This is a genomic window from Rhizobium sp. BK275, from assembly GCF_014193555.1.
In the GTDB taxonomy this organism is placed as follows: Bacteria; Pseudomonadota; Alphaproteobacteria; order Rhizobiales; family Rhizobiaceae; genus Rhizobium.
Genome location: NZ_JACHZL010000009.1, coordinates 127285 through 153210 on the forward strand (window position 1 = coordinate 127285; position 25926 = coordinate 153210).

Consider the following 25926-nt stretch of genomic DNA (forward strand, 5'->3'; position numbering starts at 1 on the left):
TCTGTCACTTCCGGCCTTCCCAAGCCCCAGGCCCTGATTTATCCCAGTGCTTCGGAATAGGGAGAGCCGGGCCATGTCGTTGCCATCGCATATGCGCTTTGTCGATCTGCCGTCTTTCGGCGGGCCGGAGGCGATGGTCATTGCAAACGGGCCGGTGCCGGTGCCCGGCGAAGGCCAGATCCTCGTTCGCACCGAAGCGATCGGCGTCAACCGCCCGGATATTTCCCAGCGCCAGGGCAGCTATCCGCCGCCGAAGGATGCAAGCCCCGTTCTCGGCCTTGAACTTGCCGGTGAGGTCGTCGCGATCGGTACCGGCGTGACCGGCTATTCGCTGGGCGACAAGGTCTGCGGCCTCGCCAATGGTGGCGCTTATGCCGAATATTGCCTTCTGCCCGCCGGCCAGGCGCTGCCCTTCCCGAAAGGCTACGACGCGGTGAAGGCGGCGGCTCTTCCGGAGACCTTCTTCACCGTCTGGGCAAATCTCTTTCAGATGGCCGGCCTGACGGAAGGCGAGAAAGTGCTTGTTCATGGCGGTTCCAGCGGCATTGGCACGACTGCGATCCAGCTTGCCCGGGCTTTCGGCGCCGAGGTCTATGCGACCGCCGGTTCGAACGAGAAATGCGAGGCCTGCGAGAAGCTCGGTGCCAAGCGCGCCATCAATTATCGGGAAGAGGATTTTGCCGCCGTCATCAGGCAAGAGACCGGCCAGGGCGTCGATATCATCATCGACATGATCGGCGCGGCCTATTTCGAGAAGAACATCGCCTCGCTGGCGAAGGACGGCTGCCTGTCGATCATCGCCTTCCTGCAGGGTGCGGTTGCCGAGAAGGTCAACCTGACCCCGATCATGGTCAAGCGGCTGACGGTGACCGGCTCGACCATGCGTCCGCGCACGGCGGAGGAGAAGCGGGCGATCCGCGACGATCTTCTTTCCGAGGTATGGCCGCTTCTGGAAGCCGGCACGGTCGCCCCCGTCATCTACAAGACCTTTGCCTTCGAAGATGTGGCCGCCGCCCATCGGCTGATGGAGAGCAGCAACCACATCGGCAAGATCATGCTGAAGCTCGGCTAGAGCGCCGTGCGTCCGTTTGGATGCACAAAGGACGCTCTACCTCCTTGAGTGCGCATCAGGCTTTCCGAAAATCGATTACGATTTTCGGGCCGATGAAGTAAGCGACACCGCAGCGCCGATAGCAATCAGTCCCGGCAAGGCCATGATCAGATAGAGCCAGCTCGCCGCCGATAGCGCGCCAACAATGCCGCCCGGTTCCACTAGACCCGCGCCATTGGCGATGACACCGGCAAAGGCTGCGCCAAAAGCACTGCCGAGTGAACTTATGGTGGGGATGGCTGCCGATGCCTTATCCTGCTCGTTGTCGGCAACCAGTTTCAGAACCTTGGCGACGAGATGTGCCCAGCCGAGGCCGACGCCAAAGCCCATCATGAACATGGCGATCGCCGCCGGTACGAGGATGGCGAGATTCGCCTCAGAGTTCTCGCGGGCAAGGAAGGCAGCGAGAACGGCTGTCGCAACAGCCTCCGTCACACAGCCCGCGACAATAGCTGCATTGGCTTTCCGTCCGGAGAAGGAAGCGCTGAAGAAGGCCGCCACCGTCCATCCGAGCGCGACAAGTGCCACCAGATAGCCCGAGATCAGCGGTGTCACCCCATGCAGGGTCTGCAGGAAATAGGGAATGAAGATATCGCTGACGAGCACGAAGTTCAGGCCGAGCATCGTCAGATACACCCGCGAGATCGGCTGGCCGAGCGTTACCGCGCCAGATGGCAGCAGCCGGTTGTCTCCCTTGCGTTCCATGACGAGTGTCGCGCCGATGGCGACGACCGAGATGGCGAGCAATCCGATTTTCGCCGTCATCGCCTCGACCGTGCCTGCCGTGCTGACGAGCAGCACCGCCGCAAGCAGCAGGCAGATCTGTACGGCAGGCACTTTCGTCTGTTCGCGGTCGTCCTCAGCCTGGGGTAAAAGCCGCGGCGCCAGCAATGCCATCAGCACGCCTAGCGGAACGAGCACGGCAAAGGCATAACGCCAGGCGCTGTCATGTGCGAAGAAGCCGCCGAGCGTTGGGCCTATGACGGTCGAAACACCCCAGATCGCCGCATAGAGCGTCGAAGCCTTCGACCAGAGCGGCTCGGGATAGACGAAACGGATGAAGGCGTAACAGAGGGCGGCAAGCGCGCCGGTGCCAAGGCCCTGCACCGTTCGTCCGATCAGCACGACCGGCATCGACGGTGCAGCCGCGCAAAGCAGGCTGCCGACGCCAAAGACCACGGCCGCCAGGACATAGACGCTGCGCAGCGCGATACGTCTCGGCCGCATCGCCACGAAAATCGAGCCGAGTATGGTGGCGGCGACGTAGAGCGTCGTCACCAGCGAAAACAGCTCCAGCCCGCCGACATCGCGCACGATGCTGGGCGCTATCGTCGCTGTAATATAACTTTCGACTGCGGAGATCGTCATGCCGCCGCCAAGCATCAAAGTCGCCGGCAGAAGTGCGGGAGAAAACAGCCGGAAGACGGAGGTTGACGAGCCGGGTGGCTCCAAAGCGGTCTCGGACATAATGGAATCCTTGCGTTTTTCCTGACCCTTGATTATTTTCCAAGTTATGAATTGGAAAATTACATGGGCATGGGATTAAAACAAGAGATAACTTGGAAAAATATGCGCCAGTCTCCTATCAACCGCATCCTGATCCTGTTGAAGACCGAGGGGCCGCAGCTCGCTGCCGCAGTCGGCGATGCACTTGGCATATCAGGCGAGGCCGCCCGCCAGCAACTTGCCAAAATGGCGGAGGAGGGGCTGGTCGAAGCCATGACCGTAGCCGCCAAGGGCAGGGGACGCCCGAGCCAGCTCTGGCACCTGACGGCTGAGGGTAACAGGCATTTCCCGGATGGGCATGCCGAACTGACGGCGGCCCTGCTGACGACCGTTATCGAGCAGCTCGGCCCGGCCGCGCTCGATACCGTCATTGCCGCCCGCGAAAGTGAAACGCTGACACGCTATCGCGATGAACTCGCCGGCAGGCCGGATCTTGCCGCCCGCGTCGAAAGGCTGGCCGCCATCAGAAGCCGCGAGGGCTATATGGCCGATAGCTGGCAGGAGGAGGATGGGTCATTGATGCTTGTCGAAAACCATTGTCCGATCTGCGCGGCGGCCGCGGTCTGCGCCGGCTTCTGCCGTTCGGAAATCGAAACCTTCCGCAGCGTGCTCTCGGCCAATGTCGAGCGCAGCGAGCATATCCTGCTTGGCGCACGGCGTTGTGCCTATCGGATCACGCCGAGATAATTTACGCGGGCTGGCGCACGCGGCATCGCGTCTACACGGAAAAACGATAGTTTGCCGCACCAGCAGTCACTTCGTGTGATGGTTGTTCAGATGCTGTGATCGGCCGATATCTCCCGCAAATTCCGTTGGCTTTCGGAGGGCGAGAGGCTATGCCTTCAGTCTCTGCCCACAATCCGGATTCTTGCCCATGCCCAATCCCGTCCTCGTCGAAGTCACTCGAGGCTTGCTCGTCGAAAGCCGCCATAGCGGATCGGTTGCGGTCGTGGATGGCGATGGCCGTGTCGCCTTTTCGCTGGGTGATATCGAGGCGGGCGTTTTTCCGCGCTCGGCCTGCAAGGCGATGCAGGCGCTGCCGCTGGTCGAAAGCGGCGCGGCGGATGCCTATGGCTTCGGCAATAAGGAACTGGCGCTCGCCTGTTCCTCCCATAGCGGCGAGGACGAACATGTGGTACTTGCCGCCTCCATGCTGTCGCGGGCCGGCCGTGACGTGGAGGCGCTGGAATGTGGCGCGCACTGGTCCTCGGATCAGAAGACGCTGATCCACCAGGCGCGCACGCTGGAGAAACCGACTGCGCTTCACAACAATTGCTCCGGCAAACATGCCGGCTTCGTCTGCACCTGCTGCCATCAGGGCATCGATAGCAAAGGTTACATCGGCTACGACCATCCGCTGCAGCAGCAGATCCGCGATGCCATGGAGAACCTGACGGGCGCCGCACTCGGTCATGACGTCTGCGGCACCGACGGCTGCTCCATTCCGACTTACGCCGTGCCGCTGAAGGCGCTTGCCCATGGTTTTGCGAAGATGGCGACGGGTCATGGCCTTGGCCCCGAACGTGCGAAAGCTTCCCGCCGGCTCATCGAAGCCTGCATGGCCGAGCCCTTCTATGTGGCCGGCACCGGTCGCGCCTGCACCGAGCTGATGCAGATCGCCCCTGGACGGATCTTTTGCAAGACGGGCGCGGAAGGCGTCTTCTGCGCCGCCATTCCGGAACAGGGCATTGCGATTGCGCTGAAGTGTGATGACGGCACCACACGCGCTGCCGAAGCCATGGTTGCTGCGACGCTTGCCCGCTACTTCGAGAAGGGCGGTAAGGAACATGCTGCGCTGACCGCTCTGGCAAATAAATCGATGCGCAACTGGAACGGCATCCATGTCGGTGATGTCAGGGTGACCTCGGCTTTGACCGAGTGAGCGCGGGTCAACAAGGAAAATATCTGGGTGGCAAGATTCGGGTCGTTCGGCATCATTGCCGTCATGGCATTCTGGGCAGGGGTTGGGTGCGCACAGGCGGCAGAATCCTCCGGCGGTTCGCCTAACCCGCTCCTCGGCAGTTTGACGACTGAATCCAAATGTCAAATCCTGGTCGACGCGATGCGCGACAATAACCAGACCGTCATCAATGAGGGTGCCAATGCCATCTTCATATCGGTGATGGAGAATTTCGATGTCATAAGGCAGAAATTCGGTGAGAGGGAAGCCCAGCAGCTCATCGAACGATCATTCAGGGGATGCCTCAGTCATCCCGACGAAACAATCTTCAGCCAGGGGCGCGCATCGTTTCAATCGATTCTTCAAGAGATCAGCCAGCCTGGCTACGGCGACGAACCTGGGCTGGATGATGTCGCCGTTCCCGCAAATGTGCAGGCAACGGCCGCGAAGCTGCAGGCGATCCTGCCCAACGGACCTGTCGCACTAGAGGCCAGCATTACGACGACGAGCAGCACAAGGCCCGGCCACCAGGTCACCCTTGTCGTCAAACCAGGCAAAAGCGGGACGACCCGGGTTCGGGAAGTCTATAGTCCAAGCTTCGTCATGGACCGTGAAGAGGTGGGTCCGGTGCAGCTGAAATCCAAAAACAACCAGCGGGGCTTATACGGCCCTCCGGAAAACCAGAGGATAGCGATCACGACAGAACTGACGTTGACCGTCTCGGCTTGGGCTGCTGATGCCTCCTTTTCCTTCGATACGGAAATGTCCGGAGGAGCCGGGCTTCAAAAAAACTCCTGCATGATTGGCCGGTCGGTCGAAGCGAAGACTGTCCACGCTGCTCTTGAAGGCCGCGCCTGGCCGCTGCAGTGCGACCGCACAAGCTGGAAGGAAAGCGGATATTATATCGAGGAACTTCGCTACTTCTTGGTCATGCACAGTCAATCGGATGATCTCGGCGCCTCTGATTACTCGATCGACCGCATCGAAATCACACGTTAAGTGGTCGAAGTGTCACGCTGTTCACTGTCTCGCAGGGCAATCACGCTGCCACGATCGCAGCGTTGAGATCGCGATAGGGCTTCAGCCGTTCGGCCGTCATCTCCGCTGGCACGACCAGTCCCGCCACGTCGGGAATTCCAAGCACCGCGCAGGGAGAGACGAGGTCGAACTTCTCTTCTGTTAGCAGGACATGGGTTTCGCCCGAGCAGCGGGCGATGTGCCGTTTGATCGCCGCTTCCTCGAAATCCCCGGTCGAAAATCCATGCACGGGATGGGCAGCCGTCACGCCGAGAAAGAAGATATCCGGCCGCAGAGCGGAGATCGCGGCCATGGCGGCTGCTCCCGTCGCCACCATCGAATGTTTGTAGAGCCTGCCACCACAGAGGATCACCTCGGCGGTCGGGTGATGCTCCAGTTCTGCGGCAATCGTCGGGCTGTGGGTGGCGATGGTGAAGGGGATATCACGCGGCAGGTGACGTGCCACCTCCGCCGTCGTCGTGCCGCCGTCGAGAAACACCATCTGTCCGGCCTTCACCATCTGCGCCGCCTTTGCGCCGAGCCGCGCCTTGACATCGGAAGCGACATTGCGGCGGGCCGTGAGGTCAGGCAGGTCGGGGGCAATGGGCAGGGCGCCGCCATGGACGCGCTTCAGCAACCCTTCCGCTGCCATCTCCCGGAGATCGCGGCGGATCGTATCCTCCGACAGCTCGAAATCTTCAGCCACCCGCTTGGCGATCACCTGTCCGTCACGGCGCAGAATGTCGAGGATGAGAGTTTTACGTTGCGTGGTCAGCATGGATGATCTCTGCACGAAAATTTACGAAACATCGTGAATATGCACGAATTGACTCGACATTCAAGAAATATCGTGCATTTTCGCGAAATCCCGTGCATGAGGCCGGGAGTTGATGGAGACACCAATGTTGATTTTGATTGCCGGGCCTTACAGGTCCGGAACGGGCGATGACCCGGCAAAGATGGCTGCCAACCTGAAGCACCTGGAGGAGCCGTCCCATGCGCTCTTCAAGGCGGGCCATGTGCCGATGATTGGCGAATGGGTGGCGCTGCCCATCTGGCATGCCGCCGGCGGCAAATCGGTCGGTGACGACCTCTACGAGGAAATCTTCCATCCCGTCGCCGGCCGCCTGCTGCAGCTCTGCGAAGGCGTGCTGCGCCTGCCGGGCGACTCCAAGGGCGCCGACAACGACGTGCGCATCGCTAGGGAGCGCGGCATTCCGGTCTGGTACCGGCTGGAGGACGTGCCGGGTTGCGCGTGATGGGTGCAAGCCGCGCGAATGATGAAACTTGTCTTCCGCTGGCCATGATACCCGCGCTATAAGGCTCCCCGAAAGGGGAGTCTCACTATGCTCACACTCTACTTCGCACCCGGTACCTGCGCACTTGCAAGCCTGATTACGCTGGAGGAATCCGGCCTTTCCTTCGATACGAAGAAGGTCAACACGCGCGAGAACGAACAGCGCTCTGAAGCCTATCTGAAGATCAATCCGAAGGGGCGCGTTCCCGCACTTGCCACCGACTGCGGCGTGCTGACCGAGTCGACGGCGATCCTCGCTTACATTGCCCAGATGGCGCCCGCCGCTAGGCTCGCGCCCCTCGACGACCCCTTCGAATTTGCCCGGCTGCAGGCGTTCAACGGGTATATCTCATCGACAGTGCACGTGAACCATGCGCATCGCCCGCGCGGTTCTCGCTGGGCCGATGATGAAGCGGCGCTGGAATCCATGAAGGCCAAGGTGCCGCAGACCATGACCGAAAGCTTCGAACTGATCGAGAAGACGATGTTTGAGGGGCCGTGGGTCATGGGCGACGCCTATACGGTCGCCGATCCCTATCTTTTCGTCATGACCGGCTGGCTGCCATCCGATGGCGTCGATCCCACGCGCTTCCCCAAGGTCAGCGAGCATCATGCACGCATGCTGCAGCGCCCTGCTGTCCAGCGTGCGCTGGCGCGCGAAAAGGTCTAACCGCGATAGGCGGAAATCAGCTTCTTCGGCGCTCGGTAGATCCAGGCGTCGATCAGCCGCTGCTTGAGTTCGTCGTCGCCGATAGCGGCGATGCGGACCGGCAGGTGCGGCCAGCCGACATAATGGTTTGTCTGAAAGTAGATGTCGGGCGCCATCGTCAGCAGGTGTTCCTTGTGGTCGATCGGGATCGAGATCACCACCGTTTCATCGTCCTTGACCGCGACGAAACTTTTGCCTCCGACCTTCAGCGCCAGGTTGCCATAAGAGGTGCTTTCCTCGATGCCAGACAGGCCGGCTTCCTTCGCCAGCCGCTTCAATCGCGCCAGAATTCCGTCTACGCTTTTCGTCATACCGCCCGCCCTGACTATTCTTCGACGGGAATATAGTACAGCTTCAGGCGCATTTCTCTAGTTGTCGTTGCAGAGGACGTTTGGGTGCGGGCACCGGCAGAGGCAGGTCCGCCAGCTCCCGCTGCGACATGGAGGCGATATCGGGGTGGCCGAGCAGATCGTCATCCCAATCATATTTGGTCTCTGCGGTCCTTGTGCCAGGATCTCTTTGGCTCCAGAAAAACTTCAGCAGTGACATCGTGGCTCTCCTTTCTCGAGGGCATAAGAAGGCCATCGGCGCAAGACATTGCAATCGCCTTTGGCGGCACGGGCATGCAATAGCCTCGGAGATAATCGTCTCATGGTGCCAATATCGGCGGCGAGCGCTTGCTTTTCAATTGAGATTACCGATTTCTTGCTATAGGAAAACTATATGAGAAATCTCAATTCCGTGCATCTCAATGGCCTTCGCGCGCTGGAGGCCGTCGGTCGGCTTGGCTCGCTTCAGGCGGCCGCGGATGAGCTCGGCGTGTCCGTTGGAGCCGTCAGCCAGCAGGTCATCAAGGCCGAAGCCCAACTCGGCCGGCTGCTCTTCGAGCGCACGCCGAAGGGCATGCTGGTGACGGAAGCAGGCGCGCCCGTTCTTGCCGCCCTGAACGAAGGCTTCCTCCATCTGTCGGAAGCCGTTGCGATGGCGCAGCGCAAGGACGAATGCATCCTGACCATATCGGTGGCGCCTGTTCTCGCAGCCCGCTGGCTGGTCTGCCGGCTCGACCGGTTCATGGAGCGCCATCCGGAAATCAACCTGCGCCTCGACGCGACCACCAAACTCGTCAATCTGGCCGCCTCCGATATCGATGTCGCCATCCGTGTCGGCAAGGGCCATTGGCCGGGCGTCAAGGTCGAGCATCTCCTGGAGCAGGTGGTGTTTCCCGTCTGCTCTCCCGAGATGGCCGCGAAGCTGAAGGAGCCTGCCGATATCCTGAAGCTGCCGGCCGTCATCGATGCCCATGCCATGTTCACATGGGATGTCTGGATGCAGGCGGCCGGGCTCTCGGGCGCACCGCCGGCCGTGCGCCATGTTTTCAACGATGCCTCGCTCTGCCTCGATTCGGCGATAGCCGGGCAGGGCGTCATGCTCGCCTGGCAGACCCTTGCCGGCTTTTCGCTGCAGGAAGGGCGGCTGGTGGCACCCTTCGGCATCCGCGCCAATACCGGCGACGGCTATTATTTCGTAACCGCCGAAGGCAGCCGCGAGCCGAAGAAGGTTCGCGACTTCAAGGCCTGGATCCGCGAGGAAATGGCTGAAACGGCGGCGATCTTCGGCTGATCGTCAGACCTCGACCGGCTCCAGCGAGCGCTTGCGCTGCATTTCCAGATAGGCCGGGCGCGACTGGCAGCGCTTGATCCAGGCATCGATGTTCGGATGCGCCTCGAAGAGAGCGGTTTCGCTCTGGGCGTAGCGCAACACTTCCGCGATGTTGAGGTCGGCGACCGTGAAGCGCCCGCCGACGATCCAGTCCTTGCCGTCGAGGTGCTTTTCGAGAACCGAAAGCGGCCGCTTCATGGTGCGGCAGGCGACATCGATCACGGCGCGTCCCGCCTCGGTGTTTTGCTTGCCGTCATCATAAGTCGAGACGATCTTGCCCGTGTTGCCATCGAGTTCGGAAACCGCCCAGACCGTCCACATCGTCATCAAACCGTCTTCCTCGACGGTTTTGCCGCCGAGCTCGCCGCCGTATTTGCGCGCGAGATAGAGATTGATCGCCAGAGACTCGTTCAGCACGAGATCGCCATCCTTGATGGCTGGGATCAGCGCCATCGGATTGATGGCGAGGAATTCCGGAGAGAGCGTATTGATGGGCGCTTCCGGCGACAGCGGATTAGCAAGCCGCCTGGCCTGCAGCACCGGCACCGACTGGAATTCGATCCCCAGTTCCTCGACCATCCAGTAAACGCGTGCGGAACGCGAGCGGTAGACCCCGTAGATTGTCAGCATGGCAATGTCCCCTTCTTCTGCACACAGACCCTAAAGCCAGCGCAGCCGCGAAGAAAGCACCTGCGGATGATATGTCGATGAAAGCTTTTGATAGCGCTCAGGAAATGCGGTTTCGCCCGACGGTCAGCTGCTTATAGCGGGAGCTATCATCGGCAAGCTCATCGGAGACCTGCTTGTCCCATTCGAAGCCCATGACGGCGCCCTTGCCCATCTCCTGGAAGATATTGTCGGTGATCACGGCGGAACCCGCGCCTTCGGCGACGGAAACCGCGCAGCCGACCGGCGATTTGCGCACGACATTGCCGTTGACGACGACATTGCGCAGATAAGGACCCCAGCCGATCTGCAGCCCCCAGCGCGGCGCGTCCTCGATGACATTGCCGGACACCAGCGTATCGGCCTCCGCTGCAATGCCGATGCCGAAGCCGACCTCGTGTTTGTAAGGGCCTTTGAGCGTCAGGTTGCGGATGACATTGCCGGTGACACTGGCCAGCCGGCCGCCCTGATCGAAATTGGCAATGGAAATGCCGTTCGCTGCTCCGTCAATCATGTTGCCGGAGACGACGGCGCCGACGAATTCGAACTCCACATAAATCGCCGTCTCGCCGGAGCGGCGGCACTGGTTGTTGCTGATCAGGATGTTGGAGCCGGAATTGGCGCGGATGGCGGTAAAGGCGCAGTCGGAGATCTGGTTGTCGGTCACCGTCACCCCATCGGCGCGGAAGATATTGATGCCGTTGCCGTTTTCGCCGGTGCCACCATCATTGGCACGGATATTGGTAACACGGTTGCCGGAAACGATCGTGCCATCCTCGGCCTTCTTCCAGCGATGCACGAGAATACCGCCATTTCCGCAGTCGGAAACCGTATTGTCTGTGACCGAGAGGCCTGCCGATTCCACCGCATAGATGCCGGATTGCCCGGCGCCGGAAATACGGCTGCGTTCGATCCGCCCGCCACAGCGCTCGAGCTGCAGCGCGTGTTTGCGGCTGCTGCCGATCTCGCAATTGTCGATAAGCACCTCACCGACGCCGGTGAACTGGAGGAGGGCGCCGGCATAGTCTGCCAGCCACCGGTTCGATCCGTCGATGACGAGATTGGAAAGCTCGATGCGGCCTGCATTCTCTGCGGCAAAGAGGTGACCTTCGCCGGTATAGACGATCCGCGTCGCGCCCGGCACGCCTATAATCCGCGTATTGTCCGGCAGCGTCAGGTTGGAGATGCGATAGCTGCCCGGCGGCAGGAAGACCGGCACGTTCTCGCGCGCCGCTTTCTCGATCGTCTGCTGCAGATTGCGGTTCTTCTTGTCGCCGCTTTCGGGAATGGCGCGATACTGCACCGCATCGATCGACCCGCGCATGCCGGGCTGCTCCGCACTGAGCGGAGCCGCAAAAGCGCGCGGCGCCATCATGGCCGCTCCGGAGGTCGCCAGAATGCGAAGTATATCCCGCCGGGAGACTCTGCTGAAATCTTTCTTCATGTCATGGTCTCACGCAGGATTCATGCCAGCTGAAATGTCGCTTTTCGACACATATCCGCAACAGCAGAATAACCGTCGGTCGAGTAGCAAGAGAAACCCCAAAAATATTGTCGTCTTGTTCACCTTTCCATTTAAGCACCCCGAAGGAAATGCTCGTTATTTTAGAAAGCGGTTTCAATTGTGATTATTGTGGATAGGCCTGCGGTTACCGGGAGAAAACAGCGTCATGAAAGGAATGGGTGCCCGGCGTTGGGAATCTGGTGATAGCTTCAGTGCCGAGACACAACGTATCGTAGCTGCCACGGAGGCAATGATGGTGGCGACTGCCCATCATCTTTCCGAAGGCATAGAGAACCTCCGCCTCAAGGCGATCGTCCACGAGCTTCCCGATTTTCTTTACGTCAAGGACCGCGACAGCCGCTTCGTCTTCGCCAATGCTGTCGTGGCGCGCAGTCATGGGCTGGAGAACGCTGCCGAGATCGCCGGTAAGCGTGACTTCGACCTGTTCGATTTTGAGACGGCCCGCCGGTGTTTCGATGTCGAGCAAGAGATCATGTCGGGCGGAGAGCCTCGCATCGACATGGAAGAACTCGTGCCGATGCCGGATGGCGGCACCATGTGTCGCCTGACCTCCAAGATACCGTTGCGCAACGATCGCGGCGAGGTCGTCGGCCTCATCGGCGTGTCTCGCGATATTACCGAGCGCAAGCGGCAGGAGGAGCTCTATCGCGGCCAGGCGAACCTGCTGGAAATGATCGCCCGCAACGAACCCTTGCCGATGATCCTCGAAGCACTGGTGCTGATGATCGAGCGCCAGATGACCGGCATTTCCGGCTCTGTGCTGCTGCTCGACAGCGAGGGCACACGGCTTTACCACGGCGCGGCTCCCAATTTGCCCGGCGCCTACAGCCGGATGATCGATGGCGTCGCCATCGGTCCGAAAGTCGGCTCCTGTGGCACGGCAGCCTGGCGTGGCGAAACCATCATCGTCGAGGACGTCATGGCCGATCCGCTCTGGGAGGATTTCCGGGCGATGGTCAGCCAGTTCGGCTTCCGCTCCTGCTGGTCGACGCCGATCTGCACCTCGCAGAAAAATGTGCTCGGCACGTTCGCGCTCTATTCGAAAGAGCCTCGGCGTCCGACAGAGCAGGAGATGAAGCTGGTGGCGCTCGCCACCCATATCGCCGGCATTGCCGTGGAACGTAAGCGTGTCGATGACCGCATTCATTTCATGGCCCATCACGACGATCTGACGGGCCTGCCGAACCGCGCCTTCCTGAAGGAGCGCATGGCGAAGATCCTCGATCAGGCCCGGCGCAACAACCGCAAGGTCACCGTTGCCTACATCGATCTCGACAATTTCAAGGAGATCAACGACACGAGCGGCCACGCCGCCGGCGATGAGGTGCTCAAGGAGACGGCTGCCCGCATGGCGAACTGCGTGCGCGCCTCCGATATGGTCGTGCGCCTCGGCGGCGATGAATTCCTCGTCGTGCTCGTCCATCAGTCCAGCCATGATGCCGGCATCATGCGGCGTCTGCGCGAGCTGCAGAAGGCGATTTCCAAGCCTGTCCGCTCCGAAGTTGGTGAGATCGCCGTCACTTCGAGCATCGGCGTTGCCGCCTTCCCATGGGATGGTGCGACGCCCGACGAATTGCTCGCCAATGCCGACCGCGCCATGTACCGTGCCAAGCAGCTTGGCCGCAACACGCTGCAATATCACGACGGCGTCGTGAGTAATGCCGTCGACCTGCCGCTCAGCGAACAGGAGGAACTGCGCCAGGCGATCGTTGCCAACCAGCTTTTCCTGCTCTACCAGCCGCAGGTCGATGTCGCGACCGGCCGCGTCACCGGTCTCGAAGCCCTAGTGCGCTGGAACCATCCGACCAAGGGCATGATACCGCCCATGAATTTCATCCCGCTCGCCGAGGAGACCGGCCTCATCGTGCCGCTCGGCCTCTGGGTGTTGAACGAGGCCTGTCGCCAGGCTCGCGCCTGGCAGGACATGGGCCTGACGCCGCTGACCATTGCCGTCAATGTCTCGCCCAAGCAGTTCGCCGATCCCGATTTTGCCTCCCACGTGGCAGAGGCGATCGACACTCATCGGCTCAATGCGCGCTGGCTGGAGCTGGAGGTGACCGAAAGCGTCATCATGCAGGATGCCGCCCGTGCGCTCTCCATCATGCTGTCGCTGCGTGCGCTTGGGGTGCGTCTGTCGATCGACGATTTCGGCTCCGGCTATTCCTCGCTTGCCGCGCTGAAGACCTTCCCCTTCGATCGGTTGAAGATGGACCGCTCGCTGGTCGAGGCTCTGCCTGCCGATAAGACCGCCGTCGCCATTGCGTCGGCCGTCATTTCGCTCGCCCAGACGCTGAAGCTCTCGGTGCTCGCCGAAGGCGTGGAAACCGACGCGCAGCTGGATTTCCTGCGTCATGCCAGATGCGAGGAGGCGCAGGGTTACCGCTTCTCCAAGCCCGTGGCGCCGGAAGAAATCGTCGTCATGCTGCTGGCGCGCGGCGCCTGATCACTTCACCAGATCGGCGATCGTCTCGATCTCGTTTGTCCATATGCCGCCGGAATAGTTGTCAGGCAGTTGCGCGAGGCGTTCGGCATTGTCTATGCCCGTCGAAAAGCCGCCGCCGTGATAGGGGCCGATGACGAAGACCTGCGTATTTGCGTCCTGCATGCGGTTCAGGAACCTGTCCGGCCAGCCCCACAGCCAGGGCGCATAATTGATCGGCACCAGCATCATCACATTCTTGCAATCGTCAGGCAGAAGACCCGTCCAGCCATAGCCGATATAGCCGGTGAGGCAGCCCATCAGGCTGGCGCGCGAAGCCGTGCGGATATCGGGCGCCAATTGCCGGAGCCGGTCGATCGGCTCGTTGCCGCCATAGACGATGATCCTGGCGCGCCGCTCAACCGGCAGGCCGTTCAGCACGGCCGCGAGCTTTTCGCCCTCTGAGGGGGCGCGGCTCTTCACATTGATGAGCAGATGTTTGTCCGGAAAGGCGGAAAGCACCTCGTCAAGGGTCGGCATCTGACCGACGCCTTTGCCACGGAAAGGGAAACTCTTGCCGCCATCGGCCGTATAGCCATAACCGATGTCGAGTGTCTTCATCTCGGCCATGGAGTGTTCGCGCGTGACGCCATGCCCATCCGTGCGGCAATCGAGCGTCCAGTCATGGAAAACGGCGAACTGCCCGTCGGTGGTCGGATGCACGTCGACCTCCACCACGTCGGCACCGGCATCGAAACCCGCCTGTATGGAGCGGATCGTATTCTCCAGATAATCGTGCTTCGGCGGCAGCATGCGCGCGGCCGTGCAGGTGTCGTTCTTGAGGTCCGTCTCGTCGAAACGCTGGGCGATGCCGCGATGCGCCAGAAGCAGTGGCTTGCTCTCGCGATGTTCGGCTAAAAAGCTGGTATTGTTGAGATAAACTGCGGCGGCAAAGGCGAGAACCGCCACGCCTGCATATTTGAGCTTCTGTCCCATCATCCCCTCCGGTCGTGCGCCGGCAAATGCCTAGAAAGCGATTCCGGTGGTTCTTTGGCTCATTTGCGGCATTTATCGGCTAAGTCTCGCCTTCACGTTGCAGAAACCCTATGTTGAGCCCACAAAAGAGGGAGATAGTGATGGCAGCGATTGCACTTTTTCACTCGGTCTACGGATTTCGGTCCCTTGAACGGGATGCCGCGGCCCGTCTGCGCGCGGCCGGCCATCAGGTTGTGACACCCGATCTCTACGGCGGCAGGGTAGGGCAGACGATCGAGGAAGGTTTCTCTATTCGCAAGGAGATCGGCTGGGCCGAACTTTGCAAGCGGGCCGAAAAGGCGGTTGCCGACCTGCCGGCATCGGCCGTCCTCGGCGGCTTCTCCATGGGGGTGGGCATTGCCGCAAGCCTCTGGTCGAGCCGACCGCAGACATCGGGCATGCTCCTGCTGCACAGTATCGCGGAGATTCCGGCCAATGCGCGCGAAGGCATTCCCGTTCAGGTCCATCTGGCAGACCCCGACGATTTCGAGCCGGCAGATGAAGTGGCGGCATGGCGCGCGCATGCTGCAAGAGCCAATATCGGCCTGGAGGTCTTTCTCTATCCCGGCGTCGGTCATCTCTACACCGATCCGTCGCTGCCCGATTACGATGCAAAGGCGGCGGATGCCACCTGGAGCCGCGTCGACGCTTTTCTCGCCGTGCTCTGAACCTGTCAGGGACCGTTCACCAGCTTCAGGATGAGCTGCTGAATGTTGCCGCCCTCGCTCATCTCCACGCGGTCGAAATCCCGGCCGCGCTGGCGCTGTTTGTTGGAGAGCTCTCCAAGCCGCACCGTCAGCTCGGGCCTGATCTTCTTGCAGCCGGGATCGTCGGGCACGGAGAAGCCGTTGCTCAGCGTCTCGATCTCCTTGACCATTTCGATGATCGTCTCGCCATGCCAGCGCTCATGGGTGCGCACGCCAGCGATGAAGCTCTCCCAGCTTGCCTTGGTGGCCGCTGGGAGGTCATTCGGCGCTTTCGGCAGCGTGTAGATGATGGTGAGCTTCGGTCTCGCGAAGGTGAGCGTGCAGGCACTGCCCTGCTGTTCGTATTTGCGCGTCCAAGTCAGCTTGAAAGTCGTATGCGCGATGACCCGTCCCGGCCCGGCCTGCGGCCCGCGTTCGCCGATGGACCGGTAGAGTTCCATGCCGGTGCGGCCGGTGATCGCATAAGCCTTCACCTCTTCGCTCGGCTGCCAGTCGGTTGCCGCGGCCGCGGCAGGCAGCATCAACCCGAGCGCCAGTAGTCCGTATTCGATAACAGTCCGCATGCGTCTCTCATTCGCTTCCCTGCTGCTGCGCGGGCGAAGCTAACGAGGCTTGTGGGCGGATGCAATGGACGGAGGGCGGCATGGCCCGCCTTCACGGCTAAAATTTGGCACCGTGTATCCCTCTGGCGCAAAACGCATTTCCCACTATCTTTGCTGTCATGAGACCAGACGCGCTGCTCTATCCCGCCCCCGAGGGGCTCTATTGTCCGGAAGGCGGCTTCTACGTCGATCCGGTGCGGCCGGTGGAGCGGGCGCTGATCACCCACGGCCATTCCGACCATGCCCGTCCGGGCCATATGAATGTGCTCGCCACCCGCCAGACGCTCGACATCATGCGCATCCGCTGTGGTGACGGCTTCTCAGCCAGCGAACAGCCGGTCGCTTTCGGGGAGGAACTCGTCGTCAACGGCGTGAAGGTGAGTTTTCATCCCGCCGGTCATGTGCTCGGCTCGGCGCAGATCGCCATCGAGAAGAACGGCACGCGCATCGTCGTATCAGGCGATTACAAGCGTCGCCCGGATCCGACCTGCGAGGCCTATGTGCCGGTACCCTGCGATGTCTTCATCACCGAGGCGACCTTCGGCCTGCCGGTCTTCCACCATCCCGATCCGATCGACGAGACCGGCAAGCTTCTCGCCTCGCTGCGCCAGTTTCCCGAACGCACGCACCTCGTCGGCGCCTATGCGCTCGGCAAGGCGCAGCGCGTCATCCGCCTGCTGCGCGATACCGGTTATGGCGAGCCGATCTATATCCACGGCGCCATGGAACGGCTCTGCGACTATTATATCAGCCAGGGCATCGATCTCGGCGAACTCCTTCCGGCGACGATCGAAAGCCGCGACAAGTCCGCCTTCAAGGGCGCCGTCGTCGTTGGCCCATCCTCGGCTTTTGCCGACCGCTGGGCACGCCGCTTCAACGATCCGCTGCCGTCCTTCGCGTCCGGCTGGATGATGGTGCGCCAGCGCGCCAAGCAGCTCGGCGTCGAACTGCCGCTCGTCATCTCCGATCATTGCGACTGGCCGGAACTGACCGAGACGATCACCGAGCTCGCCCCGCAGGAGGTCTGGGTCACCCACGGCCGCGAGGAGGCGCTGGTCCGCTGGTGCGAGCTGCAGGGCATCAAGGCCAAGCCGCTGCATCTGGTGGGCTATGAGGATGAGGGGGATTGAGGATGGAGTTTGTCGCCGAAAACCCCTCACCACGAATCGCAAAGTTTAGCGAGCGGCCGACCAAACATCCCTTCTCCCCAGCGGGGAGAAGGTGGCGGCAGCCGGATGAGGGGGCCGCACGGCAAGAGCTATCTGTCACACGAACAATTCACATTCGGCGCTGGAGGCCCCCTCATCCGACCCTTCGGGCCACCTTCTCCCCGCGGGGGAGAAGGGATGGAGGCTCAGCATGAAAGCCTTCGCCGACCTCCTCGACCGCCTGGTCCTCACTCCCAGCCGCAACGGCAAGCTGAAGCTGCTGACCGACTATTTCCGCGACACGCCGGACCCAGACCGCGGCTACGGCCTTGCCGTCATTGCCGGCACGCTGGAGGTGCGCAACGTCAAGCCCGCCATGCTGCGCGAGCTGGTGCTGGAGCGCATGGACGAGGTGCTCTTTCACTATTCCTATGACTATGTCGGCGACCTTGCCGAAACGATCTCGCTGGTCTGGGACAATGAGCGCGATATTGACCGCTCCGCACTCGCCCAACCGCGCCTCGGCGAAGTGGTCGTCAAAATGAATTCGCTCGGCCGTACGGAGGTGCGCAGCTTCGTGCGCGACCTGCTCGACCGGCTCGATTCCTCCGGCCGCTTCGCCTTCATCAAGCTGGCGACCGGGGCGCTGCGTATCGGCGTTTCCGCCCGTCTCGCCAAGCAGGCGCTCGCCGATCTCGGCGGCAGGGACGTCACCGAGATCGAGACCCTCTGGCATGGCCTGCAGCCGCCCTATGAAAGCCTGTTCAAATGGCTGGAAGGCGGAGAAGAAAAGCCGGTGCTCGCCACGCCCGCCATCTTCCATTCCGTCATGCTTGCCAATCCGGTAGAAGAGGGCGATCTGGGTACCCTCCACCCTGCCGATTATGCCGCCGAGTGGAAATGGGACGGCATCCGCGTCCAGCTGTCCCGCTCCGGCGAGACGCGCAGGATCTACTCCCGTTCCGGCGACGACATCTCTGGTGCCTTTCCGGATATCCTGGAATCGATCAGCTTTTCCGGCGTCATCGACGGCGAATTGCTGGTCGGCGGTACGGCGCGTTCCAACAGTCCGACCCGCACCTTCTCCGATCTGCAGCAGCGTCTCAATCGCAAGACGGTCACCTCAAGGATGCTGGAGGAATATCCCGCCTTCATCCGCGCCTACGACATGCTGTTCGACGGCGAGCAGGATGTGCGCGGCAACAGCTATATCGAGCGCCGCGGGCGGCTCTCCGACGTCATCGATCGCGCGCCCCATGACCGCTTCGACCTGTCGCCGCTGGTGCCGTTCTCGACCTGGGAGGAGCTGGACGATCTGCGCGCCGCCCCGCCCGATCCCGTCATCGAAGGCGTGATGATCAAGCGCCGCGACAGCATCTATCAGGCTGGCCGCATGAAGGGGCCGTGGTTCAAGTGGAAGCGCAACCCTTACAACGTCGATGCCGTGCTGATGTATGCCCAGCGCGGCCACGGCAAGCGCTCCAGCTATTATTCGGATTTCACTTTCGGCGTCTGGGCGGACGACGAGGACGGCGAGCAGCTTGTTCCCGTCGGCAAGGCTTATTTCGGCTTTACCGATGCTGAGCTCGAAGTGCTGGACAAGTTCGTGCGCAACAATACGACGGAACGCTTCGGTCCGGTCAGGGCAGTGCGGGCGGATAAGGAATTCGGCTTCGTGGTGGAAGTTGCCTTCGAGGGAATCAATCGATCCACTCGTCACAAGTCAGGCGTCGCCATGCGCTTTCCCCGCATCGCGAGATTGCGCCCCGACAAGCCCTCCTACGAGGCCGATCGCCTGCGCACCCTCATTGCTATGATCGACGCCAAGGCGGGTTGATGGCATCTGCCTGCGCAACAATGACGCAGGCCCGCCGTTTTCAACAGCATGTGTATTGGCGGCAGCGCTCTTCCGGTGCAGATTTTTTGAGCCGGGGAAATGATGGGTGCCGCGTATGAGCTCGCAAGAACGAAATGCCTTTTTCCGTCAACGCCGCGGCCTGCTTGCAGGCATGGCCGGTTCTCTTTTGCTGCCAAGCCTTGCGAATGCCTTCGATGTGCCCGACGTTCCGAGGCTCGCCAAGCATGATTATGCCGGCGTTCGCCGCCACTTCCGCACCAAGCTGCTGCAGAAGGGGCCGGCGCCGGACAAATACGAGCCGCTGACAGCACCGGCCGATGCCGACCGCATCTTCTATCGCTCCGGCTACGGCGGCGAATTGGAACTGACCGCCTGGGTTTCGAAGTACAAGCGCGAACGAAAGCCCAAGCCCGGCATCCTCTTCCTCCATGGCGGCAATGCCATGGGCATCGGCCACTGGCAGCTCGTGAAGCCTTACATGGATGCCGGCTATGTCGTGATGATGCCGTCCGTGCGCGGCGAAAACGGCCAGATGGGCAATTTCTCCGGCTTTTACGACGAGGTGGACGACGTGCTCGCGGCGGCCGAGCGTCTGCGCCATCTGCCGGGCGTCGATCCCGAGCGCCTGTTCATCGCCGGTCACAGCGTCGGCGGCACGCTGACCATGCTGACGGCTATGAGTACGCATCATTTTCGGGCCGCCGTGCCGATTTCAGGCAACGCAGATGCCTTCCGCTTCTTCAACCGCTATCCCGAAGACATCCGCTTCGACGATTCCAACGCGCATGAATTCGAGGTGCGCACGGCGCTTTGCTACGCGCACAGCTTCAAATGCCCGGTGCACGTGCTGCACGGCAAGGAAGAGTCCCACTTCAACGATCGCGCCGATCTGCTCGTCTCGCGTGCCCGTGCGGCGGGTACGCAGATCGAAGCCGATACGGTCGCCGGCAACCACACCTCGGCGCTGCCGGCCGAGATCGCGCAAAGCATCCAGTTCTTTCACGGTGTGGCCGCCTGATAGCTGCCGGATGCGGGTCAGGCTTTTTCGGTCGATTTCACCTTCGGCCGCCAGCCTCGCGCCAGCCGCGAATGCCATCCTGCGGGCAGATAATGCTGTCTCTGTTATCGCTGATGAGGATGGTTTCATGAATTTTCTGCGCCGGGCTTTCCCGTTTGCCGGGCTCGTTGCTGCCGCAACGTCGCTTAGCGGCTGCAACATTCTCGTTCCGGATGTCGCAGCTGATTCCCCGGCGCGCTTCGTGCTGGAAACTTCGCCGGTCTTCTACGAGCCGCCGGGTGTCGATCCGCGTCGCGTCAAGCCCCTTCCCGATCAGCCGGTGCCGCATACGCGCGAACTCTATCAGACGCAGTTCAACCAGACCTACGGCCTGCCGGTCAGCAACCCGCTGCGCCTCGATATGGGCATGTACGGCCAGGTTAGGGACGGCGATTTCACGCTGCCGGCCATCCCCGCCACTCGCATCCGTCCGGAATATCTGCGCCAGGAGGTCGATTACCAGACCAACGAACGCCCCGGCACGATCGTTGTCGATACGCAGGACCGCTTCCTCTATTTCGTCGAAGGCAATGGCAAGGCCATGCGCTACGGTGTCGGCCTCGGCCGCGAGGGCTTCGGCTGGAAGGGCCGCGGCGTCATCCAGTGGAAGCAGAAGTGGCCACGCTGGACACCGCCGGTCGAAATGGTCTCCCGCCAGCCGGAAGTTCGTCCCTTCTCTGCGGAAAATGGCGGCATGAATCCGGGCCTTGCAAATCCCCTCGGCGCCCGCGCCATGTATATTTTCAAGAACGGCCAGGACACCCTCTATCGCATCCACGGCACGCCCGACTGGCAGTCCATCGGTAAGGCTGTCTCTTCCGGTTGCGTGCGCATGCTCAATCAGGATGTAGTGGACCTCTACGACCGCGTTCCGGCCAAGTCCGAGATCGTTGTGATGTAGGGCTGCAACAGGGCAGGCGAGATCGTCTGCCCGCGGCTGGACACGTCTGCGTGATGCTATGGTTTATTTAGTTTAAGCCGATAGATTTTTCCCTGGCATAATTCCTTAAATCGGAATCGCTTTAAGGATAAAATTATGAGCAATTTAAAGTGCTGCAGCGTCCTTTGCGCGTCTGAAGGCGCGCGGCGCTGTAGCAGATTTCGGCATTGGACGAATCAGGGGTGAGCTGCGTTATTGCAAGCCCCGCATCACGAAGGAAATCAGTCCCGCGTCATGAGCCTCGATAAACCTCTCTCCCGTCGTAGCTTTCTTTCCTTTTCGGCTTTGACAGCGGCTTCCGCGCTGGCAGGCTGTGCCTCCACGTCGAATACGGTCGAAAATGGCGGCATGCAGATCAGCTACCGCTCTCCTTTCCGCCCGTTCCAGACGACGAGCGTGCCCGGTGAAGCAGAACTTGCCGTCATGTACGGTCCAATCGAAGACGGCGGCTTCCTCATCCCCGCCGTTCCCTACCAGCAGATCGATCCGCGCTACTATCGCCAGCAGGTCGTGGATCCGACAGGCCAGCCGCCCGGCACCATTGTCGTCGATACGCCCTCGCGTTTCCTCTATCTCGTCCAGCCCGGCGGCATGGCGATGCGCTACGGCGTCGGCATCGGCCGCGAAGGTTTTGCATGGTCGGGTAACGGTGTGATCCAGTGGAAGCAGAAATGGCCGCGCTGGAAGCCGCCGAATGAGATGGTTGCCCGCCAGCCGGAGCTTGCGAAATACTCGATCGAGCGTGGTGGCATGGAGCCAGGCCTCTTGAATCCGCTCGGTGCGCGCGCTCTATATATCTTCTCCAACGGCGAAGATACGCTCTACCGCCTGCACGGCAATCCCGAATGGCGCTCCATCGGCAAGGCCGTCTCTTCGGGCTGCGTGCGCCTGCTGAACCAAGACATCATCGACCTCTACGATCGCGTCCCCAACAAAACCCCTGTTGTTGTTTGGCAGTGAGGAGCGGTCGGGCGAAGCCCGAGCAATCGATCCAGTGAATCGATTGCAGTGACGAACGCCCGAAGCGAAAGCGCCGGGCCGGAGTGATGCCGCGCAGCGGCAACAATCGATCCAGTGAATCGATTGTAACGACGAACGCCCTGAGCCCAGGCGAAGGGCTGGAGGGGTGCCAAGCCAAAACAAAAAACCGCCCGATCGGGCGGTTTTCCTTTTCCATTTGAAGTATTCTCAAGCCGCCTCAGCGCAAATCCCCGCCTTGCACCCCGAAGCAAGCAGCGCCGCATCCGCCACCTCGACAAACAACCGCCGAAACCAGGCCGCCCGCTCGTCCGCCCTGTCCACTCGCCGATACAGCATCGACACCGGGTCAGCCGGCAGCTCGATCGGTGGCATCGACACCTCGAGATTATGAAGCTGCGCCATGCAACGGCCGAGCGATTCCGGCACGACGGCGATCGACGGCATGGCTCTCAATGCCGGCGGCACGGCCGAATAGCGGGGAACCGTCGCCACCACATTCCGGCTCAGGCCAACCTTGTTGAGCGCAGCATCGAGCGCCGTGCTGGCGTTGCCGAGGAAGGAGATGGCGATATGCGGCGCGGCGATAAAATCCTCGACGCTGATCGGCGGCTTCAGCTTCAATTGCTGCGGATCGTAGATGGCGATCGAGCACTGCTCGAAAAGCGGCTTGCGGATATGCCAGGAAGCCGGTTCGCCGTGAACGGAGATGCTGAATTCGAAAGCACCGTCATCGAGCATCTGAGCGGCGTCGCGCTTGTCGGCGGCAATGCCGACGAGCCGCGCACCGGGTGCAAGCTGACGCAGCCGCGCGACGAGAGGGCCGAAAAAGGCCGTCTCTAGATTGTCGCACATGCCGACGCGGAATTCACCCTGCCAGGTTGACGGATCGAAGCCAGTGGGCGGGCGGATCGCCCGTTCGATGCCGGACAGCGCATCCTCGATCGCCGGTGCGATGGCCAGCGCCCGCGCCGTCGGCTGCAGGCCGCGGCCGACGCGCACGAACAGCTCGTCATCCAGCGCCTCGCGCAGCCGCTTGAGCGCGGCGGAAAGCCCGGGCTGGCCGAGCAGCAGCCGTTCGGCTGCACGGCTGACATTGCGCTCCTGCATCAGCACTGAAAAGGCGAGCAGAAGGTTGAGATCGATTTTGCGAAGGATAGCGTCATTCATCATTATCAGTAATACCTGACATGGGTACTATCAATTTGCAATAGGGTTGGAAGCTGTACATTTTCTCGTTCCCTGCCGCCGGCCAGCCTCCCGGCAAGAGCGGCAGCAAAGAAGGAACTGAGATTGATGTCCAATTCCCCATCTTCACGCGGAGCCAGCCTGGCGTTGCTGCTGCTCTGCGCTGCGAACTTCCTTGACGCCATGGATGTGTCCACCATCGGGGTCGCCCTGCCTGCGATCCAGACCGAACTTGGTATGCCGGCAACCTCGCTTCAATGGGCTGTCAGTGCCTATGTGCTGGGTTATGGCGGCTTCCTGCTGCTCGGCGGCCGCGTCGCCGACCTTTTCGGCCACCGCCGCGTCTTCCTCTGGTCGCTCGGCATCTTCGCGGCCGCCAGCATCGCCGGCGGTTTCGTCGATAGCGGCCCGACCCTGATCGCCGCCCGTCTGGTAAAGGGCATCGCCGCCGCTTTCACGGCACCGGCGGCGCTCGCCCTGTTGCTCTCCGTCTTCGGTGAAGGCGAGAAAAGGGCAAAGGCGCTCGGCGTCTTCGCCTCGACGGGGGCCACCGGCTTCGTGCTCGGCATGGTGCTCGGCGGCGCGGCCACCATCGTCAGCTGGCGGGCGACGCTTGTCATGGGCGCCCCGGTCGCGATCCTCACACTTGCGATCGCTCCCTTCGTCCTGCCTGCGGATGAGCGCCGCGGCGAGGGGCGCAAGCATTTCGATTGGGCCGGCGCGCTGACAATCACCCCCGGCCTGCTGCTCTTCGTCTTCGGCATCACCAATGCCGCGGCTGCCGGCTGGCATGACTTTTTCACCTGGGGGTCGCTCGTCGCCTCCGTGGTACTGATCGCACTCTTCCTGATCGTGGAATCGCGCCATGCCGATCCCATGGTGCCGCTGCATATCTTCCGCAGGGCAAAGCTCAGCCATGCCAATGCGATTGCCGCGCTGTTCCAGGGGGCCTATGTCGGCTTCCAGTTCATCGCAACGCTCTACTATCAGGATGTCATCGGCTGGTCGGCCTTCGCCACCGGCTTCTGCTTCGCCTTCGGCGGCGTCTGCGTCATGTTCCTCGCGCCACGTTTTGCCACGGTGGCGCAGAACCGCGGCACGACGGGCCTGATGGCGGTCGGCGTCGGCCTGCAGGCCACGAGCTACATCCTCTGGGTGGCGCTGGTCGGCCATATCGATCCGATCATTCTGGTTGCCCTCAACCAGATCCCGCTCGGTGTCGGTTATGCCATGACCTATCCGGCAATCCAGGTCGCCGCGCTCTCCGATGTCGAGGAGGACAAGTCGGGTCTTGCTTCCGGTCTGCTCTTTGTTTCCTTCCAGATCGGCGGCGGCGTCGTGCTGGCGGCGGCTTCCGCGATCTTTGCTGCGGCCCCGCACTTCGGCTGGGATCCCTATGTCGGCGGCATCGTCTTCGTGGCGCTGCTGGCGATCCTGATTACCCTGCTTGCCGCTGTCGGCCCGAAGACCGCTACGGTTCGCCAGCAGGCCTATCAGGCAGCGGAATAGCGCAAATTGCCCGCGCCTATCAGGCGCGGGCAGTCTGTTTCAGGCTGTAATCCGTCTCCGCCTATATGCTGGCGTTGAGATTGCCCCGCAGCCGGTGCAGCATGTCGCGCATGGCGGCCATTTCCTCCAGCGTACAGCCGATCGCCTCGCCGATAGAAGACATGATCGTATTGATCTCGCCCTTCATCGACTGACCCTTCGGCGTCAGCGACACGATGACCTGCCGTTCGTCACGGGAATCGCGGAGGCGCTTGATGAGGCCGTTCTGCTCCAGCCGCTTGAGAAGGGGGGAGAGCGTGCCGGAATCGAGATCGAGCTGTTCGCCGATCGTTTTGACCGGCAGTTCGGCCTTTTCCCAAAGCACCAGCATGACGATATATTGCGGATAGGTGAGGCCCACCCTGTCGAGTATGGGCTTGTAGGCACGGGTGAAAGCATGCGCCGTCGCGTAGACCGCGAAACAGAGCTGCTTCTCCAGCCGCTTTTCCTCTTCCGGTATTTCCATCACTTTCGCCGTTCTCGCCTTCATGTCTGCCATCCCTGGAGGTCTTCATTCTCCTCCTTTCAGATTCCGAATGCAATTTGCAAAATTCACTTGCGTACAATTTAATTGTGCAATAATAGAAATCCAACCCGATCGAACAGGGCCAACCAAAGGAGATTGTCATGCCTATTCTCTACACGACCAAAGCTTCCGCCACCGGTGGCCGCGCAGGCCGCGCCGTTTCTGAAAACGGTGTTCTCGACGTCACGCTGACCGTGCCGAAGGAACTCGGCGGCGACGGCGCAACCGGCACCAATCCCGAACAGCTCTTCGCAGCCGGCTATTCGGCCTGCTTCCTCGGTGCTTTGAAATTTGTGGCCGGCAAGGAAAAGGTCAAGATTCCCGAGGAAACAACGGTTTCCGCAACCGTCGGCATCGGCCCGCGTGAAGATGGCGGCGGCTTCGGCATCGACGTTGCGCTGACGGTCAACATCCCGGGTGTCGATAAGGCCACCGCCGAAAAGCTCGCTGCGGCCGCCCATATCGTCTGCCCTTACAGCCACGCCATGCGCACCTCGACCGAAGTTCCGGTCACGGTTGCCTGATCATCT

At 61.5% G+C, this 25926-nt stretch carries 26 protein-coding genes; 16 read left to right on the top strand and 10 right to left on the bottom strand.

The window, feature by feature from the left end:
- Window positions 1-73 precede the first annotated feature (73 nt).
- Complete coding sequence (locus FHT82_RS26080) at window positions 74-1072, top strand: NAD(P)H-quinone oxidoreductase (protein WP_183735599.1); 999 nt, start codon at window positions 74-76, stop codon at window positions 1070-1072.
- 75 nt (window positions 1073-1147) lie between these two features.
- Here the strand turns inward: FHT82_RS26080 and FHT82_RS26085 are convergent, their stop codons facing one another.
- Complete coding sequence (locus tag FHT82_RS26085; protein WP_183735600.1) at window positions 1148-2578, bottom strand: MFS transporter; 1431 nt, start codon at window positions 2576-2578, stop codon at window positions 1148-1150.
- A 102-nt stretch (window positions 2579-2680) separates the two neighbouring features.
- Between FHT82_RS26085 and FHT82_RS26090 the strand changes: the two genes are divergently transcribed.
- The 3 genes from FHT82_RS26090 (at window position 2681) to FHT82_RS26100 (ending at window position 5516) form a co-directional block, all read left to right on the top strand.
- On the top strand, window positions 2681-3304 hold the full coding sequence (locus FHT82_RS26090) for a metalloregulator ArsR/SmtB family transcription factor (protein WP_183735601.1): 624 nt from the start codon (window positions 2681-2683) through the stop codon (window positions 3302-3304).
- 187 nt (window positions 3305-3491) lie between these two features.
- Window positions 3492-4499: an asparaginase gene (locus FHT82_RS26095; RefSeq protein WP_183735602.1), complete on the top strand. Its 1008-nt coding sequence runs from the start codon at window positions 3492-3494 to the stop codon at window positions 4497-4499.
- A gap of 63 nt (window positions 4500-4562) precedes the next feature.
- Window positions 4563-5516, top strand: coding sequence for a hypothetical protein (locus FHT82_RS26100; protein WP_183735603.1), 954 nt, complete (start codon window positions 4563-4565; stop codon window positions 5514-5516).
- Between the two features lie 40 nt (window positions 5517-5556).
- On the opposite strand, the gene FHT82_RS26105 is transcribed toward FHT82_RS26100, so the two are convergent.
- Window positions 5557-6312: a DeoR/GlpR family DNA-binding transcription regulator gene (locus FHT82_RS26105; RefSeq protein ID WP_183735604.1), complete on the bottom strand. Its 756-nt coding sequence runs from the start codon at window positions 6310-6312 to the stop codon at window positions 5557-5559.
- Between the two features lie 124 nt (window positions 6313-6436).
- Here FHT82_RS26105 and FHT82_RS26110 point away from each other — a divergent pair, with 124 nt between their 5' ends.
- Together FHT82_RS26110 and FHT82_RS26115 are read left to right on the top strand one after the other, a co-directional pair.
- The gene (locus FHT82_RS26110; RefSeq protein WP_183735605.1) at window positions 6437-6793 is read left to right on the top strand and encodes a DUF4406 domain-containing protein; all 357 of its coding nucleotides are present in this window, start codon (window positions 6437-6439) and stop codon (window positions 6791-6793) included.
- Between the two features lie 87 nt (window positions 6794-6880).
- Entirely contained in the window at window positions 6881-7501 is a 621-nt protein-coding gene (locus FHT82_RS26115; RefSeq protein ID WP_183735606.1) for a glutathione S-transferase family protein, read from the top strand.
- On the opposite strand, the gene FHT82_RS26120 is transcribed toward FHT82_RS26115, so the two are convergent.
- Together FHT82_RS26120 and FHT82_RS26125 are read right to left on the bottom strand one after the other, a co-directional pair.
- A complete protein-coding gene (locus FHT82_RS26120; RefSeq protein WP_183735607.1) occupies window positions 7498-7851 on the bottom strand; it encodes an MmcQ/YjbR family DNA-binding protein in 354 nt (117 codons plus the stop codon). The genes FHT82_RS26115 and FHT82_RS26120 overlap by 4 nt on opposite strands.
- 43 nt (window positions 7852-7894) lie before the next feature.
- Window positions 7895-8089 carry a hypothetical protein gene (locus FHT82_RS26125; protein ID WP_183735608.1) on the bottom strand — a complete coding sequence of 65 codons (195 nt, stop codon included), beginning with the start codon at window positions 8087-8089 and terminating at the stop codon, window positions 7895-7897.
- A gap of 174 nt (window positions 8090-8263) precedes the next feature.
- Between FHT82_RS26125 and FHT82_RS26130 the strand changes: the two genes are divergently transcribed.
- Window positions 8264-9160, top strand: coding sequence for a LysR substrate-binding domain-containing protein (locus FHT82_RS26130; RefSeq protein ID WP_183735609.1), 897 nt, complete (start codon window positions 8264-8266; stop codon window positions 9158-9160).
- Between the two features lie 3 nt (window positions 9161-9163).
- On the opposite strand, the gene FHT82_RS26135 is transcribed toward FHT82_RS26130, so the two are convergent.
- Together FHT82_RS26135 and FHT82_RS26140 are read right to left on the bottom strand one after the other, a co-directional pair.
- On the bottom strand, window positions 9164-9829 hold the full coding sequence (locus FHT82_RS26135) for a glutathione S-transferase family protein (protein ID WP_183735610.1): 666 nt from the start codon (window positions 9827-9829) through the stop codon (window positions 9164-9166).
- A gap of 97 nt (window positions 9830-9926) precedes the next feature.
- Window positions 9927-11309, bottom strand: coding sequence for a TIGR03808 family TAT-translocated repetitive protein (locus FHT82_RS26140; RefSeq protein WP_183735611.1), 1383 nt, complete (start codon window positions 11307-11309; stop codon window positions 9927-9929).
- 226 nt (window positions 11310-11535) lie between these two features.
- On the opposite strand from FHT82_RS26140, the gene FHT82_RS26145 reads away from it, so the two are divergent.
- Window positions 11536-13833: an EAL domain-containing protein gene (locus FHT82_RS26145; RefSeq protein WP_183735612.1), complete on the top strand. Its 2298-nt coding sequence runs from the start codon at window positions 11536-11538 to the stop codon at window positions 13831-13833.
- On the opposite strand, the gene FHT82_RS26150 is transcribed toward FHT82_RS26145, so the two are convergent.
- Window positions 13834-14805, bottom strand: coding sequence for a glycerophosphodiester phosphodiesterase family protein (locus tag FHT82_RS26150; protein ID WP_183735765.1), 972 nt, complete (start codon window positions 14803-14805; stop codon window positions 13834-13836).
- A 140-nt stretch (window positions 14806-14945) separates the two neighbouring features.
- On the opposite strand from FHT82_RS26150, the gene FHT82_RS26155 reads away from it, so the two are divergent.
- The gene (locus FHT82_RS26155; protein ID WP_183735613.1) at window positions 14946-15512 is read left to right on the top strand and encodes a dienelactone hydrolase family protein; all 567 of its coding nucleotides are present in this window, start codon (window positions 14946-14948) and stop codon (window positions 15510-15512) included.
- Between the two features lie 5 nt (window positions 15513-15517).
- Here FHT82_RS26155 and FHT82_RS26160 read toward each other — a convergent pair whose 3' ends face one another.
- Window positions 15518-16114 (bottom strand): DUF922 domain-containing protein, encoded by a 597-nt coding sequence (locus tag FHT82_RS26160; RefSeq protein WP_183735614.1) that lies wholly within the window; start codon window positions 16112-16114, stop codon window positions 15518-15520.
- 158 nt (window positions 16115-16272) lie between these two features.
- On the opposite strand from FHT82_RS26160, the gene FHT82_RS26165 reads away from it, so the two are divergent.
- The 5 genes from FHT82_RS26165 (at window position 16273) to FHT82_RS26185 (ending at window position 22116) form a co-directional block, all read left to right on the top strand.
- Entirely contained in the window at window positions 16273-17283 is a 1011-nt protein-coding gene (locus tag FHT82_RS26165) for a ligase-associated DNA damage response exonuclease (RefSeq protein WP_183735615.1), read from the top strand.
- Window positions 17284-17512: 229 nt separating this feature from the next.
- Entirely contained in the window at window positions 17513-19138 is a 1626-nt protein-coding gene (locus FHT82_RS26170) for a cisplatin damage response ATP-dependent DNA ligase (protein ID WP_183735616.1), read from the top strand.
- Between the two features lie 115 nt (window positions 19139-19253).
- Window positions 19254-20177, top strand: coding sequence for an alpha/beta fold hydrolase (locus FHT82_RS26175; protein WP_183735617.1), 924 nt, complete (start codon window positions 19254-19256; stop codon window positions 20175-20177).
- Between the two features lie 127 nt (window positions 20178-20304).
- Window positions 20305-21117: a L,D-transpeptidase gene (locus tag FHT82_RS26180; RefSeq protein WP_183735618.1), complete on the top strand. Its 813-nt coding sequence runs from the start codon at window positions 20305-20307 to the stop codon at window positions 21115-21117.
- Window positions 21118-21390: 273 nt separating this feature from the next.
- Entirely contained in the window at window positions 21391-22116 is a 726-nt protein-coding gene (locus tag FHT82_RS26185) for a L,D-transpeptidase (protein WP_183735619.1), read from the top strand.
- 228 nt (window positions 22117-22344) lie between these two features.
- Here FHT82_RS26185 and FHT82_RS26190 read toward each other — a convergent pair whose 3' ends face one another.
- Window positions 22345-23307, bottom strand: a complete 963-nt coding sequence (locus tag FHT82_RS26190; RefSeq protein WP_183735620.1) for a LysR family transcriptional regulator — start codon at window positions 23305-23307, stop codon at window positions 22345-22347.
- Between the two features lie 123 nt (window positions 23308-23430).
- On the opposite strand from FHT82_RS26190, the gene FHT82_RS26195 reads away from it, so the two are divergent.
- Entirely contained in the window at window positions 23431-24831 is a 1401-nt protein-coding gene (locus tag FHT82_RS26195) for an MFS transporter (protein ID WP_183735621.1), read from the top strand.
- 61 nt (window positions 24832-24892) lie between these two features.
- On the opposite strand, the gene FHT82_RS26200 is transcribed toward FHT82_RS26195, so the two are convergent.
- On the bottom strand, window positions 24893-25369 hold the full coding sequence (locus tag FHT82_RS26200) for a MarR family transcriptional regulator (protein WP_183735622.1): 477 nt from the start codon (window positions 25367-25369) through the stop codon (window positions 24893-24895).
- A gap of 128 nt (window positions 25370-25497) precedes the next feature.
- On the opposite strand from FHT82_RS26200, the gene FHT82_RS26205 reads away from it, so the two are divergent.
- Window positions 25498-25920, top strand: a complete 423-nt coding sequence (locus FHT82_RS26205; protein ID WP_183735623.1) for an organic hydroperoxide resistance protein — start codon at window positions 25498-25500, stop codon at window positions 25918-25920.
- Window positions 25921-25926: the final 6 nt, after the last annotated feature.

What these genes read in the sequence shown, in the direction of transcription:
- FHT82_RS26080 (WP_183735599.1), top strand. Translation starts at nt 74, where the DNA reads ATGTCGTTGCCATCGCATATGCGCTTTGTCGATCTGCCGTCTTTCGGC.
- FHT82_RS26085 (WP_183735600.1), bottom strand. Translation starts at nt 2,578, where the DNA reads ATGTCCGAGACCGCTTTGGAGCCACCCGGCTCGTCAACCTCCGTCTTC.
- FHT82_RS26090 (WP_183735601.1), top strand. Translation starts at nt 2,681, where the DNA reads ATGCGCCAGTCTCCTATCAACCGCATCCTGATCCTGTTGAAGACCGAG.
- FHT82_RS26095 (WP_183735602.1), top strand. Translation starts at nt 3,492, where the DNA reads ATGCCCAATCCCGTCCTCGTCGAAGTCACTCGAGGCTTGCTCGTCGAA.
- FHT82_RS26100 (WP_183735603.1), top strand. Translation starts at nt 4,563, where the DNA reads ATGGCATTCTGGGCAGGGGTTGGGTGCGCACAGGCGGCAGAATCCTCC.
- FHT82_RS26105 (WP_183735604.1), bottom strand. Translation starts at nt 6,312, where the DNA reads ATGCTGACCACGCAACGTAAAACTCTCATCCTCGACATTCTGCGCCGT.
- FHT82_RS26110 (WP_183735605.1), top strand. Translation starts at nt 6,437, where the DNA reads ATGTTGATTTTGATTGCCGGGCCTTACAGGTCCGGAACGGGCGATGAC.
- FHT82_RS26115 (WP_183735606.1), top strand. Translation starts at nt 6,881, where the DNA reads ATGCTCACACTCTACTTCGCACCCGGTACCTGCGCACTTGCAAGCCTG.
- FHT82_RS26120 (WP_183735607.1), bottom strand. Translation starts at nt 7,851, where the DNA reads ATGACGAAAAGCGTAGACGGAATTCTGGCGCGATTGAAGCGGCTGGCG.
- FHT82_RS26125 (WP_183735608.1), bottom strand. Translation starts at nt 8,089, where the DNA reads ATGTCACTGCTGAAGTTTTTCTGGAGCCAAAGAGATCCTGGCACAAGG.
- FHT82_RS26130 (WP_183735609.1), top strand. Translation starts at nt 8,264, where the DNA reads ATGAGAAATCTCAATTCCGTGCATCTCAATGGCCTTCGCGCGCTGGAG.
- FHT82_RS26135 (WP_183735610.1), bottom strand. Translation starts at nt 9,829, where the DNA reads ATGCTGACAATCTACGGGGTCTACCGCTCGCGTTCCGCACGCGTTTAC.
- FHT82_RS26140 (WP_183735611.1), bottom strand. Translation starts at nt 11,309, where the DNA reads ATGAAGAAAGATTTCAGCAGAGTCTCCCGGCGGGATATACTTCGCATT.
- FHT82_RS26145 (WP_183735612.1), top strand. Translation starts at nt 11,536, where the DNA reads ATGAAAGGAATGGGTGCCCGGCGTTGGGAATCTGGTGATAGCTTCAGT.
- FHT82_RS26150 (WP_183735765.1), bottom strand. Translation starts at nt 14,805, where the DNA reads ATGGGACAGAAGCTCAAATATGCAGGCGTGGCGGTTCTCGCCTTTGCC.
- FHT82_RS26155 (WP_183735613.1), top strand. Translation starts at nt 14,946, where the DNA reads ATGGCAGCGATTGCACTTTTTCACTCGGTCTACGGATTTCGGTCCCTT.
- FHT82_RS26160 (WP_183735614.1), bottom strand. Translation starts at nt 16,114, where the DNA reads ATGCGGACTGTTATCGAATACGGACTACTGGCGCTCGGGTTGATGCTG.
- FHT82_RS26165 (WP_183735615.1), top strand. Translation starts at nt 16,273, where the DNA reads ATGAGACCAGACGCGCTGCTCTATCCCGCCCCCGAGGGGCTCTATTGT.
- FHT82_RS26170 (WP_183735616.1), top strand. Translation starts at nt 17,513, where the DNA reads ATGAAAGCCTTCGCCGACCTCCTCGACCGCCTGGTCCTCACTCCCAGC.
- FHT82_RS26175 (WP_183735617.1), top strand. Translation starts at nt 19,254, where the DNA reads ATGAGCTCGCAAGAACGAAATGCCTTTTTCCGTCAACGCCGCGGCCTG.
- FHT82_RS26180 (WP_183735618.1), top strand. Translation starts at nt 20,305, where the DNA reads ATGAATTTTCTGCGCCGGGCTTTCCCGTTTGCCGGGCTCGTTGCTGCC.
- FHT82_RS26185 (WP_183735619.1), top strand. Translation starts at nt 21,391, where the DNA reads ATGAGCCTCGATAAACCTCTCTCCCGTCGTAGCTTTCTTTCCTTTTCG.
- FHT82_RS26190 (WP_183735620.1), bottom strand. Translation starts at nt 23,307, where the DNA reads ATGATGAATGACGCTATCCTTCGCAAAATCGATCTCAACCTTCTGCTC.
- FHT82_RS26195 (WP_183735621.1), top strand. Translation starts at nt 23,431, where the DNA reads ATGTCCAATTCCCCATCTTCACGCGGAGCCAGCCTGGCGTTGCTGCTG.
- FHT82_RS26200 (WP_183735622.1), bottom strand. Translation starts at nt 25,369, where the DNA reads ATGGCAGACATGAAGGCGAGAACGGCGAAAGTGATGGAAATACCGGAA.
- FHT82_RS26205 (WP_183735623.1), top strand. Translation starts at nt 25,498, where the DNA reads ATGCCTATTCTCTACACGACCAAAGCTTCCGCCACCGGTGGCCGCGCA.